The sequence below is a fragment of the Nonomuraea sp. NPDC049750 genome, assembly GCF_040659625.1.
Classification (GTDB): Bacteria; Actinomycetota; Actinomycetes; order Streptosporangiales; family Streptosporangiaceae; genus Nonomuraea.
In genome coordinates this window covers 294,824-307,857 of the sequence record NZ_JBFANB010000007.1, presented here as the reverse complement: position 1 = coordinate 307,857, position 13,034 = coordinate 294,824, and the positions used below count along the sequence as shown (strand labels likewise).

9 protein-coding genes and 1 pseudogene are annotated in these 13,034 nt (G+C 67.1%); 5 read left to right on the top strand and 5 right to left on the bottom strand.

Features of this window, described 5'->3' with window-relative positions; genetic code table 11:
- The first annotated feature begins 26 nt into the window (after window positions 1–26).
- The 3 genes from AB0J16_RS21780 to AB0J16_RS21770 all read left to right on the top strand — a co-directional run bounded on the left by AB0J16_RS21780 (window position 27) and on the right by AB0J16_RS21770 (window position 1,700).
- The gene (locus AB0J16_RS21780) at window positions 27–620 is read left to right on the top strand and encodes a TetR/AcrR family transcriptional regulator (RefSeq protein WP_358542098.1); all 594 of its coding nucleotides are present in this window, start codon (window positions 27–29) and stop codon (window positions 618–620) included.
- 86 nt (window positions 621–706) lie between these two features.
- Window positions 707–1,153 carry a transposase gene (locus tag AB0J16_RS21775; RefSeq protein ID WP_358542096.1) on the top strand — a complete coding sequence of 149 codons (447 nt, stop codon included), beginning with the start codon at window positions 707–709 and terminating at the stop codon, window positions 1,151–1,153.
- Window positions 1,035–1,700, top strand: a complete 666-nt coding sequence (locus AB0J16_RS21770) for a transposase (protein WP_358542094.1) — start codon at window positions 1,035–1,037, stop codon at window positions 1,698–1,700. Before AB0J16_RS21775 ends, AB0J16_RS21770 begins: the two co-directional genes overlap by 119 nt.
- Window positions 1,701–1,706: 6 nt before the next feature.
- On the opposite strand, the gene AB0J16_RS21765 is transcribed toward AB0J16_RS21770, so the two are convergent.
- From AB0J16_RS21765 to AB0J16_RS21755, 3 genes are all read right to left on the bottom strand, one after another.
- The gene (locus tag AB0J16_RS21765) at window positions 1,707–2,717 is read right to left on the bottom strand and encodes an aldo/keto reductase (RefSeq protein ID WP_358542092.1); all 1,011 of its coding nucleotides are present in this window, start codon (window positions 2,715–2,717) and stop codon (window positions 1,707–1,709) included.
- 491 nt (window positions 2,718–3,208) lie between these two features.
- Entirely contained in the window at window positions 3,209–4,078 is an 870-nt protein-coding gene (locus tag AB0J16_RS21760; RefSeq protein ID WP_358542090.1) for a LysR family transcriptional regulator, read from the bottom strand.
- Window positions 4,075–4,770, bottom strand: a complete 696-nt coding sequence (locus tag AB0J16_RS21755; protein WP_358542087.1) for a hypothetical protein — start codon at window positions 4,768–4,770, stop codon at window positions 4,075–4,077. Before AB0J16_RS21755 ends, AB0J16_RS21760 begins: the two co-directional genes overlap by 4 nt.
- A 338-nt stretch (window positions 4,771–5,108) precedes the next feature.
- Here AB0J16_RS21755 and AB0J16_RS21750 point away from each other — a divergent pair, with 338 nt between their 5' ends.
- Window positions 5,109–6,287, top strand: coding sequence for a beta-propeller fold lactonase family protein (locus AB0J16_RS21750; RefSeq protein ID WP_358542084.1), 1,179 nt, complete (start codon window positions 5,109–5,111; stop codon window positions 6,285–6,287).
- A 245-nt stretch (window positions 6,288–6,532) separates the two neighbouring features.
- Entirely contained in the window at window positions 6,533–7,321 is a 789-nt protein-coding gene (locus AB0J16_RS21745; protein WP_358542082.1) for a hypothetical protein, read from the top strand.
- Window positions 7,322–7,526: 205 nt separating this feature from the next.
- On the opposite strand, the gene AB0J16_RS21740 is transcribed toward AB0J16_RS21745, so the two are convergent.
- Window positions 7,527–11,060 carry an NB-ARC domain-containing protein gene (locus tag AB0J16_RS21740; RefSeq protein WP_358542079.1) on the bottom strand — a complete coding sequence of 1,178 codons (3,534 nt, stop codon included), beginning with the start codon at window positions 11,058–11,060 and terminating at the stop codon, window positions 7,527–7,529.
- Between the two features lie 485 nt (window positions 11,061–11,545).
- Window positions 11,546–12,921, bottom strand: a pseudogene (locus tag AB0J16_RS21735) (IS1380 family transposase).
- Between the last annotated feature and the right edge of the window lie 113 nt (window positions 12,922–13,034).

Here is a 13,034-nt window from a genome sequence, read left to right as displayed (position 1 = left end):
CGCCAGTCTTTTCCAATGGATAAACTGTGGGAGTGATCCTGTCAAACACGGAACGCACCGGCGACGCACGCGAGCGCCTCCTGGCTCGGCTTCTCGACGCCTTCGAGGAGACCCTTCCCTCGCCGGAGGTGTCACTCCGTGAGATCGCTGTCCGGGCCGGGACCAGCCACGCCCTCCTGCGATACCACTTCGGGTCGCTCCCAGGCGTCCTGGCAGCCATGCTCAAGGCGCAACGATCCCGTGACAACGAGGCACTGTTCGAGGCCGCCCAGCAAGGCACCTTCGACGACCTCGTCGTGGCGATCTGGCAGACCTACACTCGCCCGGAGCAGCTGTCGCGTGTCCGCGGCTTCTTTCACGTCGTAGGACTGGCCGCTTACAGCCCAGAGAACTTTCGTGAGTTCATCGACTCGCTCGACGACCTGACCAAGATTCTGGCCTCACTCGCGGAACGCGAAGGGCTCGACACCAAGGAAGCGCTGACTTTGGCCACCGTCACCATTGCCGCGATGCGTGGCCTGCTCTTACAGGAGCTTCTGACTCCAACAGCTCACTCGGAGGACGCGGTCGCCTTGATCCTGCGCATGAGCAAGGACCAAGCCGTTCCACGGACACGCTAGTAGCGTGTCGCTACTTAACGGTAGTCCTTTGGATCTTGGCGGGCAGGGATAGAGGATACGGTTCTTCGCCGTAGAGGAGGCCGGTGATGTCCAGGCTGGCGCCTTGCCCTCCCGCACCGGGGCCGTTGGAGCAGTTCGCGGCCCACTTCGATGAGCTGTTCACGCACCTGGCGCAGCGGCGCGGGTTTCGCGAGTATCTGAGCGGTCTGCTGGCGCCGCGGGAGCGCAACAAGAGGCTGACCGCCCTGGCCGGGGCCGAGCCGGTGGTCGGCGGCAAGGACGCGGCGGTGCAGCGGCTGCAGTACTTCGTGTCCGAATCGTGCTGGGATCCCGACACGGTCAACGGACGGCGACTGGAGTTGCTGCTGGCCGATCCGGCCACCCGCCCGCAGCCGGGCGGGGTGCTGGTGGTCGATGACAGCGGGGGACCGCAAGGACGGCACCGCCACCGCGTTCGTCGCCCGCCAATACCTGGGCCGGGTGGGGAAGACCGACAACGGGATCGTCACGGTGACGGCGGTGTGGGCCGATGAACGGGGTCTACTACCCGGTGTTCGCCGAGCCCTACACCCCGGCCGGGCGGTTGCCCCGCGGCAGGAAAGACCCAGCCTTTCACACCAAATGGTGGCTGGCCGCCGATCTGGCCGGGCGCGCGGCCGAGAACGGCTTCGTCTGCCGGGTGATTGCGGCTACGGCGACATCGACGCCTTCCGGGCCGCGCTGGAGACGGCGGGCCTGCCGTTTGTGCTGGGCGTGCGCGCCACCCACGGCAGGTGGGGACGGGCCGACGATCCGCCCACCCCGCGCGATGCGGCCCGCGCGCTGACCTGGGGCGGCCCGGAGAACCCGGGAGATTGGCGGCCGGTCCGGCGCCGCTTCCGCGACGGGCGCACCCGCACCTGGTGGGCGGCCGAGGCCACCTTGGATGCATGGGGTCCGGATGCCCCCACCCGGCTGGTGATCGCCACCACCGACCCCGCAACGCTCCCGGATGTGTCCACCTGGTACCTGGTCACCAACCTGCCCCGCCCGGGCGGCCCGCACGATGCCGCCCAAGGCGGCCATGGCCCCCGACGGTAGCCCGGACTACCGGGAGCCCGCCACAGGGCGCGACTTGTAGAAGGACTCCTCCAGGTAGGCGACCTCGTGTGGCTGGTAGGGCTCCTCCAAGTAGGCGGCCTCGTCTTCGTCGAGTTCGACGTCCACCGCGGCGACCGCGTCGGCCAGCTGGGCCGGCTTGGTGACCCCGACGATGGGCGAGGTCACCACCGGGTTGCGCATGACCCAGGCCAGGGCGACCTGGGCCGGGGACAGACCCCGCTTGCCCGCGATCTCGTGGACGCGCTCGGCCACTGCCTGGTCCTCGTCACGGTAGAGGATCTTGCCGCCCTCGTCGGTCCCGGCACGCGCCGTCGCGGTGTCCCGGGCCCGCGTCAGCCTGCCCCGCGCCAGCGGGCTCCACGGGATCACGCCGATGCCCTGGTCGGCGCAGAGCGGGAGCATCTCCCGCTCCGCTTCTCGGTGGATGAGGTTGTAGTGGTCCTGCATCGACACGAACCGGGTCCAGCCGTTCAGGTCAGCCAGGTACAAGGCCTTGGCGAACTGCCAGGCGTACATGGAAGAGGCTCCGATGTAGCGGACCTTCCCGGACTTGACCGCGTCATGTAGCGCCTCGAGGGTTTCCTCGATCGGGGTGTCGTAGTCCCAGCGGTGGATCTGGTACAGGTCGATGTAGTCGGTCCCCAGGCGCTTCAGGGAGGCGTCGAGCTCGGCGAAGATCGCCTTGCGGGACAGCCCGGCGCCGTTCGGGCCGGGGCGCATCCGCATCCAGACCTTGGTGGAGAGAACGACCTCCTCGCGCCGGGTGAAGTCCTTGACGGCCTGGCCGACGATCTCCTCGCTGCTTCCGGCGCTGTACCCATTGGCTGTGTCGAGGAAGTTGATGCCACTCTCGAGGGCCTGCTTGATGATGTCCCGGCTGGCGTCCGCGCCCAGCGACCAGGGCTCGCCGCCCCGGTCCGGCTCGCCGAAGCTCATGCAGCCGAGGGCGATGGCGGAGACTTCCAGTCCGGTCGTTCCAAGTTTGATGTATCGCACGCTTCCGAACCTAGGAGTTGGAGTGCCCTTTAACGCAAATTCGGAGGCGTGGGGCATGCGCGCCCTGTCAGGTTTCACCATGCGCCCGGAGTGCTGGCCCCTCCACGCCAGCCACCGTCCCTGTCAGCAGTTGCATGAACACGCTAGGTGAGAAGCCGAGCCTCCGGGTGCTGCTACTTCTCACCGACATTCCGGGCCCGATCAACCCCCGAGTGCTGTCCAAACTGACCGACAAACGCTGCTGCTACTCACCAGCAAAATCACCCATGGGATGCCGATGCCCTGCGCTCCTATGTGCTGGACGTCTGGGCTGGCCAGACGGGGTGCTGATCGCCGATGACACCAGCGCGATCAAGAAGGGCGACGCGGCGCAAGGGGGGCGGGCTCTCCCGACGAGGTGGACCTCGCCACCAAGCCGGCTCTGGCTGCTGAAGACGATGTCGCTGAGAAGTAGAAGCGCTGAGGGCTTGGGGTGAGAGCGCCAGCGTGCTTCAGACCGTTTCGAGCGCATGCTCAAGGAGTGCGGTAGCCGCAGGGAGCGGGTCGGCCGGGAAGGCCAGCAGGATAGTGCGCACGGAGGCCGGTTCGAGAGGGATGGTGTGAACGCCAGCGTGGTGAGCGGGTAGGGAGAGCTCGGGCAGGATGCTCACCCCGAGCCCTTCGGCGACCATGGCGAGGATGCTGTTGGTGTCGCGGACTCGATAGTGGCAGCGCAGGCTCACACCTGCTTCCTGCGCGAGTGCCGTGATGAGCGGCTCGCATCCGCCCGTCGACATGATGAACGGCTGCCGGGCCAGGTCCGCGACCGGCACGCTGTGGCGTACGGCCAGGTCGTGGCCGCTGGGTAGGGCGGCCAGCATCTGGTCGGTGGCCAGCGGGCGCATGACCAGATCGGGCACGCTGGCGGAGACAACCCCGGCCGTCAGGGTGCCGATGTCGGCGGCCCCGGTCTGCAGCCAGTCGAGTACCTCCCCGTCCGACCCCTCGATCACGGTGAGCCGCACGTCTGGATGCGCTTCGCCGAACGTTCGCAGGATCTGCGGCAGCAGGCGGGCGTTGGCGCTGGGGATGGCGCCGACGCGCAGGCTGCCGCGGCCGTCCCCGCGCGCCGCGGCCGCCTCCTGCTCTAGGGCTTCGAGCTGGGTGAGGATGTGCGCGGCGCGACGGCAGACGGCCCGCCCGGCCGCGGTCAGGCTCACCCCGTGGCCGCTCCTGATGAGGAGGGCCAGCCCCAGCTCCCTCTCCAGGCCGCGCACGGCGTGGCTGACCGCAGACTGCGTGGTGTTCAGCTCCTCGGCCGCGCGGGTCATGTTGCCGGTACGCGCGACCGCCTGGAGGATCCTGAGCTGCGTGAACGTCATAGCGCCGCGCGCAGCAGCCCCACGACCAGCGGGTGTGGGCGCTCGGGCCACGAGCTCGTCTGCGGCACGAACAGCGTGGCCAGATAGTACGGGTGGCCGGGAATCTCCAGTACCCGGGCCTCGCCGGTGTCGTCCACGCCCGTCACCCGTAGTCCGCCCACGTGCAGGGCGCTCTGGTAAGCGGGATTGAGGCCGAAGTTGCAGTAGTACTGCTCCTTGGCCTCCTCGCGCCCGTACACGTCGGCCACCAGGGAGCCGGGTGTGAACGTGACGGGCATGGTCCGGCCGGCGAGCGAGCAGGCCAACTCGGTGACGAACAGGCTGGAGGCGTAAGGGTCGTACTCGGCGTGCTGCGCGTCCTCGAACCCGAGCACGTGGCGGGCGTACTCGAGAATGATGTGCTGGCAGCCGCCGCATGTCCCCAGAGTGGGGACGCCGTGCTCGCGGCCGTGCCGGAGCGCGGCCAGTGCGCCGCGCAGGCTGCGGTACGGGCTCCCTGGAGCGCACCACAGCACGTCTGCGGCGCGGACGGCGGACAGGTCCGCTTCGAGCGGCTCGGTGGCCAGCCAGCGGACCTCGATCTCGATCCCGAGGTGGTCGGCGGCGTGGCGCAGCGCATCATCGGTAGCCACGTGCGGGGTGTATGTCTTGTCATAGTCGCCGATGACCGCGACCTGCAAGGAAGGCGTCATGCGCCCACTATGCGGGGACGGCGGCATGAGCTCCAATACCTGATCACGCAGACGTCATGAGCTCACGATCATGACGTCGTCGGTCTCAATGTCCACATGGAAACGGGGCGCGTCGTGGACCGACTGCACGACTACGAGCGGGCAAGGCGCTGTGCCAGGTAGAGGCAAGACCGCCAGCGCCGGTTGTCACCGAGCGCGTTTCTCGCCACGTTCCGCCGAACCGTCGGCCGACTACCTCTGTAGGGACGGTGGAAGCCCATGGAACGGTATGGCACCCCGGTGGAACGCCTATGAGGGTGTCGACAAATCAGGTTCAAGGAGTGATGAAGGAGACGTTCGTGTCATCCGTATTCAGGAGAGCGCGTGCTGCCGTCCTGGCCGCCGCACTGCTCTGCGTCCCTGCTCTCGCCCCGTCCCCGGCCGCCGCGTACCCGGTGTTGCCACCCTCCGGCGGCGTGCTCTACGTCACCAACGCGGTCTCCGGCGATGTCTCGTCCCTGGCGATCGGCCCGGGGGGCACCCTGTCGCCACTGGGCACGCCCGTGTCCACCGGCGGTTGCACCCTGGAGGGCACAGGCCCCGGCTGCACCCCGCGGGGCATAGCACTCACCCCGAATGGGGCCACCGCGTACGTCGTCAACAGCGACTCGAGCACGCTGGCGGTGTTCCGAGTGGGAGTGCGGGGTGCGCTCCAGCCGCACCCGCTGCTCGTCGAGACCGGGAAGGAGCCGTGGGGGGCGACGGTCGCGCCCAACGGCCGCACCCTGTACGTCACTGATACCGCCGACCGGACCATTTCGGCGTACCGCATCGGAGCCGATGGCACGCCCAGCCGGTTCGCCGTATTCCGCACCACCTCGGACCACCCGAAGCAGACGGTGCTGTCCCCCGATGGGCGCTTCCTCTACCTCTCGTACGCGGACGCGGACGAGACCGAAAACAGCCCGGCGCGGCCCATCACCAGATACGCCGTGCTGACGGACGGCTCGCTCGGACCCCCGCAGGACGTGGCGAAGGCCGGGCCGGCCAACTACGGAATCACGATGAGCCCGGACGGCGGCCTGTTGTACGTGACCTCGAACGTCGCGCAGAACGTGCAGGGTTTCCGGGTCGGTAAGGATGGCTCGTTGAAACCCGTGCCCGGGTTGCCGGTCTCCGTGCCGTTCCCGGTCGGTCTCAAGGTCACGCCCGATGGGCAGCACCTGTACGTCTGCGCCAACCTCGACACCGGCTCGCCCCCCGGCGGTCTGCTCGGCTTCACGATCCACGCGGACGGCTCGCTCACGCCGACCGCCGACTCGCCCGCCCCCACTGCCGGCACCGCGGCGGTCGCGATCACACCGGACGGCCGGGACATCTTCGCCAACATCCAGGACACGAGCCAGGTGGTCGCGTTCGCGATCGGATCCGGCGGCACGCTGAAGCAGGCTCCCGGATCGCCGTTCAGCACCGGTGGGAAGCGCCCGCTGAGCCAGTCGCTCGCCGTACGGCCGGTTCCCGCAGCTATCCCGCAGTAGGGATCAGCCCGACCGTGATGCGCGGATCGCCGCTACCGACGATCTGTGCATCACTGTCGGCACACACCAGTACCAGCTCCTACCGCATGGCTCAGAGCCGCGCCCAGAATCGCCTTGATCATTACAGCTCACTATGGGCCCGCGCCTGATCACGTTCCTTGTCAGGCGGTCGACCGCGTTCCGGCAGGGGACGACTCTCTCGAACCTACGATCGAACTATGATGATCCGGCTAGCATGGCGTGCCATGGCGATCACTGAGGAGTTGGTCACGAGGCTGCGGGCCGCGGCGACTGCTGGGGATCCGGACGCCGCTCGCGAGCTAGGTCGCCTGCTGTGCATGCTCAGGACCGACTCTTGGGAAAGCATCATGGACGGGGAATTCCTCGCTGCTTGGCCGGAGGAGCCGTGGCTCCGCGCCGCCTTGCGCGCCCGCCCCGACGATCAGCTCGCCGCCGTCCTGCTCGCCGGGCGGCTCGTCCAGCAGATCGCCTATTGGCAGATCGATGATGACCACGCGATCGCGCAGGGCGAGGACGACCACACCCTCGCTCGCAGGCGGGACGAAGCACACGCCCTCTACGTGCGAGTGCTGGAAGCGGATCCCGGCAATCCCGCCGCGCGCGCCGGAGCCGCGACCCTGAACGCCTGGGCCGATGGCACTGGCGGTATCGACGCACTGGAGAAGGAACCTCCCTTCTCGTACTACGAGCTCCGTCTGGAGGCGGGGTCAGGCTCGTTCCTCCATTCCGAGTCCGTCGTCACCACTCATCCGGACGAGGTGCGCTGGGCCTGCTCATGGCTCATGGCTCCGGTGGTGGCGGAGGTGGAAGAACCTCCCTTCGGCGTAGAACTTAGCCTCTTCACCTATTCGGACGGGCGGTTCGCCGGCTCGATCAACCTCGGCGAGCATTTCACCGCCGACGGCCTACTCGACTGGGACGCGGTCGAGATACCGCCGCTCACCGGCGAGCCGCTCCCCGCGGGCCACCCGGTGGGCACGAGTCACTACGGCTACTCCTGCGACTGGGGATGAGTCCGATCGTGCCTGTCAACCGCGGGACCAAACCAATCACTGGTGGGATCATTGGCAGAGGAGCTGTCGCGCCGAAGACGACGAGGGGCTGCATGGTCTCAAACCTAAGAACGGTCGGCGCAGCTACGACGTGGAGGCCAACAAATCCCTGAGTGGCCTGGGAAAGCGCCACCAAGATCATCCAGCATCCGGCCTTGCGTCGCGTTCACGCCAGCGGCTGCCGCTCGCCACTCGCCGACGGTCCTTTGGCCGTGAAGCAGTACATGCCCATCGCGCCGGTTACGCACAGGGTGAGGGTGTCAGGAAACCATGCGCACGAACGCAACGGTCCGGAGAGCCGGACCACGACCAGGCTGCTGGCGCGATGCGGATCCCACAAACGGACCAGGCCATCCGAATAGGCCGCAGCGATCAGCGAGCCGTCGAACGAGATGGCGACGCTCTCTATGGCGCCGCCACCTTCTGAGAGCACGCGTCTGAGGCAGCCCTTTGCGTCCCATAGCCGCATCTCACCGTTCGTGTCGGCCGAGACGAGCCATGAGCCGTCGGGCGCGATCGCCACCGAGCGGATTCCGCTCCGATGTCCGCGCAGCTCGCCACGGGACGAGCCATCCGCCTCCCACAAAAGCAGCGCACCGTCCTCTGCAGCCGTCACCCACCAGCCGCCATCGGGTGCGATCGCGATGGAGCTCACCCACAGCCGGCTACCGGTCAGCACACGGCGAACCTCCCGGCAGCCCACATCCCAGACGCGCACCGAGCCGCTCCAGTCAGCAGCGGCGAGCCATGACCCATCCGGCGCGATCGCGACGGCGGTCGCACCGCCTCGATGTCCAGGCAGCATTCCTCTCTGGGAACCGTCCCGGTCCCAGAGACACACCCGGCCGTCCCATCCCGCAGACGCGAACCAGGTGCCGTCTGCGGCGATGGCGACCTGACTGATCCAGCGGCCATGCCGCCCCAGCAGCTCTCGCGAAACTCCGTTCGCATCCCAGAGACGGACGGAACCGTCACTGCAGGCGGACGCCAGCCAGGTCCCGTCGGGCGAAACAGCGACCGACCTGACATCTACGCCATGGCTGGCGGATCCCCTTCGCCAGAGAGCTTCGCTGTTCCAGATCTGGAGGCTGCCGTCCAGCCCTCCCGACACGAGCCAGGCACCGTGGGGCTCAACGGCCAGCGCCGACACACCGCCGCCGTCGCACTCGGTGACACGACTTCTCGTCGCGTCAGCCGTCCAGAGACGAAGAGTCCCGTCCAGTCCTCCGGACACGAGCCACTCACCGTCAGGCGCTATGGCCACCGTGCGCACCACGCCCCGATGTCCCTGCAGAAAAGCCCGTTCCCGTCCGTCGGAGTCCCAGAGCTGGACAACGCCCAAGTCGCCGGCCGCGGCGAGCCATTGTCCGTCGGGCGATATCGCTAAATCCCGCAGCCGCCGGGAACGGCCGAAGATCACCCGGCTGATGCCGCCCTTTGCGTCCCACAGCCGCACCGCGCCGTCCGAATCCGCCGAGGCCAGCCATGGCCCCATCTCCGGAATGGCCACGGCCTGCACCTCGCCCCTGCGGGCGTACAGACGGCCGTGGCGAGAGCCGTCGACTCCCCATAGCAGAATGCTTCCGTCGTTTCCCGCGGACGCGAACCACGAGCCGTCGTGAGAAATGGCGACCGAATTGATCGCCTCCTGATGGCCTCGCAGCGACACGACATCGCCGCCATCGGCCGCGACCACGTGTACGACACCTTCGCTGTCGCCGGCCACCATCCATTTTTCCGTGGGCGCTATGGCCACTGACGTCATTCCGGAGCTCTGGGCGATCAATGTCGTCTGCTGAAGCCCCTCCACACTCCATTTGCTGAGCACCCCGTCCAAACCCGCCGACGCGAACCAGGATCCCCCGGAGGCAATGGCGATGGCGGCCACGCTGGACCTGTGCCCTCGTACGGCCAGCCAGGGATCAGGGGATTGGTCGGGAAACGGCCATCGCATGTTCAGGTGCCATGCCGCCGACGACTCCACATACTCTTTAATCCCCTTGGATAACTCGGGCATGTCATCCAGGCGGGTCAGCAGCGTTGCCGCCACGACCTCGGCGGGATCGGCCGGGTCGAAGAGATGAACGTTCTGCAGAATGACGCTGCAAAGCTTGTCCGCGAGAGGCGTCCGCAGCTCCGACAGGTCCTTTTCGGCCGCAGAGACACCGGATCGAGCCATCCTGCCGCTGAGCCATCGCAGGTCACAGACGACTTTCTCGACGTCGTGCGCCAGCGCGGCCTCCTTGAAATGATAAACAAGGTTGTCCCAGAAGTAGTCCGCGCCGACGGGCAACGACCACCATCGACGCTTTTCGGACGCGGCTGAGGAGACCGGGAGGGACTCCAGCAGACGGGTGTTGCAGCGGACCACCCCCTCCGCGGTCAGCGTCACACGAGCGTAGGCCCGGACGGTCGCGTGCAGAGCGAGAAGCTGGCGCCCGGAGTTCCACTTCCTCGACACCAGCGATAGCTCCTCCAAGCGCTCACAGAGCTGAACCGTCTGCGGGGGTGCGAGTCCGCCGGTCCCGGACCAGAGAAGCTCGACAATCTCGATGGGTACGTCCGTGTTCTCCGGAAAAATGGACAGCTCCAGGAACCGCTCTCGCTCCTGAGGTTCAAGAATGCAGAGGCTGTATTCCATGGTGTCGGCGACCAACCTTTTGCGGACGGTTCGAGACCGCATGTCGAAGACGGACGGGCCTTTCTCGCGCAGCCGTCCGATCGCCTGGTCGACTGCGAGGCTGATGTCTCCGCCTCGCGCCACCTCCTCCCGCAGGCGCCGGTTCACCAAGCTCAGCAGCAACGGCAGACGGCCTGCGACATCGAGCAATTCGCCTTCCGCGCCCACCGGCAGCACCGGCAGGCCGTCGCGGAGAATTTGGGACGCCGTGCCCTCGAACAGATCCTCGACGCTCACGGGGCAGGCGTAAGGAGGCACCAGAGCACGCAGCCGGGTGGTGAACAGCAGGCGATACGTCGGTTCATTGGGCAGGAACAACTCCAGCTCCCGGTCGTCCCATACGTCGTCGACGACCAGCAGGGTCATCTTGCGATCCGCGAGGGCTCGCTTCAGACAGTGGCTCGCCTGCTCCGGATCAGAGGTCATCGGACGCACCTCGCTTATTTCAGCGACCGCGTCATTGATGCGCTCCACCAGATCCAGTCCGCCTTTGTCGCGGCCCAAGGTTATCCAGACTATTCCACCTTTGAAATAGCGGCGAACGCCGGGGCTATAACATGAAGCCGTGGCCAGGCTGGTTTTGCCGGCGCCCCCATGGCCGAAGATTCCCACGACACTCACACTGTTCGTAGTACTTCCCGGATCCTCCGGCTCGCCCCATGAAGCGATGAGTACGCGCTTACCCACGGGTGGGAAAATATGCCGGCGAACCTTCTGAGCGATTCGACGCAGAGGCGCGAACCTCTTCGGCTCCTTCGTCAATTCCGTGATGACCGCCTCCAGTTCGGGCCGGTCCATCCAGGATTCCCGCACCGGTACGCTGAACAGTGCTCCGACGGGACGTCGTTCCTGCAACCGTGGGATTGCCCAGGTCAGACATCCGATCAGCAGGGCCAGAATGAGGAGACCTGCTATCCAGATGCCCTTATAGCCGACCACGGCGGCCGGAAGATAATCGCTGACCACATTGACCGGCAGACCTATCACGATCCCGAGAAGGGTGGTGACGACCAGCAGCAAGCTTGGAAGTCTGTTCTTGGGACGTACCATCGATCACCTGGCCATGTGCACGATACACAGGTAGCGCATCATATCTTGTACGGCAAAGACGGCGCAGGCGCTTGATGATATGAGAAATAGATCGAATCTGCTCATATGCGGACATTGCGTATCGTGAATGCTATGCGACCAGGTCATAGACCTGCGGGGGTTCGGGTGGCCTGGCCTGATCTCTGGCCCTGAAACGAAGCATTGCAACCCCGAACCGCAACCGGCGGCTCGTTGATCGCTTCTGTGCCGGGACCACTCGCGCGTGATCAAAGGCGCAGCGGCCCCTGCTTCTAGCCTCGATCTTTCTCGGCCTGGAGTTGGTCGGCTGAAGTCTTCGGCTGGAGGTCGATTTCCTCGCTGTGGTCAGCGTGGGTGCCCGGCTGTCGCGCCGGGTGGGCGGGGTTCCACGGGCCCACGGGGTTTCCTTTCCTGGTCGTGGGGCGGGTTGGTGCTGGTCAGGTTGGTGCCGGTAGGGCGTGCAGGCGTGCCAGGGCGGTGATGATCTGGCGGGCCCAGGGCCATCGTGTCGGTATGCGGAGATGCAGGCGGCGGCCTCCGTGCACCAGGCGGCCGACCACGGCGAACAGGCGCAGCCGCAGGCGTTTGGGCTCGTAGCGGCGGGCGTCGGTGCCGTGCAGTGCGAGCATCTGCATCCAGGCGAGCAGTTCGCAGGCCAGGGCGACGATCTTGAGCCAGATCTGGTTCTGGGTGAAGTCGGGCAGGGGCAGGTTGCGCAGGCCGGTGTCCTTGGCGGCGCGGATGCGGTCTTCGGCGCGGGTTCGGCGGCGGTGGCGGAGTTCCAGGTCGGCGAGCTGGCCGCCGGGGGTGCCGGTGACGAAGCAGGTGAAGCGGTGTCCGTCCAGATCGGTGAAGCGCAGTTGGGCGCCGGGGTGCGGGCGTTCTTTGCGGGCGATGACCCGCATGCCTTTGGGCCGGCCGGTCAGCTCCAGCAGGCCGGTGAGCTCGGCGACCCAGGCGCCGGGCCGCGGTTGGCGGTCGGCGTTGTAGGCGGGGGTCCAGGCGGTGGTCGGGAGTTTGCCGATGGCGGCGGCGATGTCGTCGGTGATGGTGAAGCCGATGGAGTACTTCAGCCGACGTCCGGGGCGGGTGAGCCAGGCGAGAAACTCTCGGGTGCCGCCGCCGGAGTCGGTGCGGATGAGCACGTTGCGCCGCAGGTGTTTGGGCAGCTGGGCCAGGGCGAGCCGGGTGGTCTGGATGTGGTCGGCGGCGGTGTTGGAGCCGGCGTTGCCGGGTCGCAGCAGCAGGGCCAGGGGCTCGCCGCCGTCGCCTTGGTGGTCGGCGAAGGCGGTCATCGGGTGGAAGCCGTAGCTTTCCTCCAGGTCGGTGCCGCGCGTGCTGCTTGTCGGAGTGCGAGATCACGATGGTGGCGTCGAGATCGACGATCATGGGCTGAGCGTCGTTTCCCGGGGCGCGAGCGCCGGCCAGGTGCCAGGCGCGCTGGCGGGCGGTGGCGCGGGCGGCGCCGATGGCCTTCAGTGCGCGGGCCTCATCGGCGGCGAGCCGGTCGATCAGGCGCGAGAGGGTCGGGTCGGAGGCGACCGGGCCGAACAGCTCGGCCTGGGAGCGCAACATGGCGACGTCGGCCAGGCAGTCCCCCGCCGAGCGCCAGGGTGAGAGCCAGGTCGGTGAGGATCTTTGCGGGGTCGTGGACGGTGCGACTGAGCCGCCACCGCTCCAGCTGCTGTGACAGGGCCTTGTCCAGTGCGGTGATGCGTAGCGTCTGCATCAGCAGCAGACCACCACCATGGGAGACCAGCCTGTGGCCGTCGGCGGACACGGTGATCTTGCGGCGAGAAGCGATAGAGTTCACTCGGAAAGTGCCTTCTGATCTGGGATGGACGGGGCCTTAGACAAGTCCGATCCTCCCAGCTCAAAGGCACTTTTCTTATGTGAACGATCAGGTCGGCTCAAATTCGCCGTGAA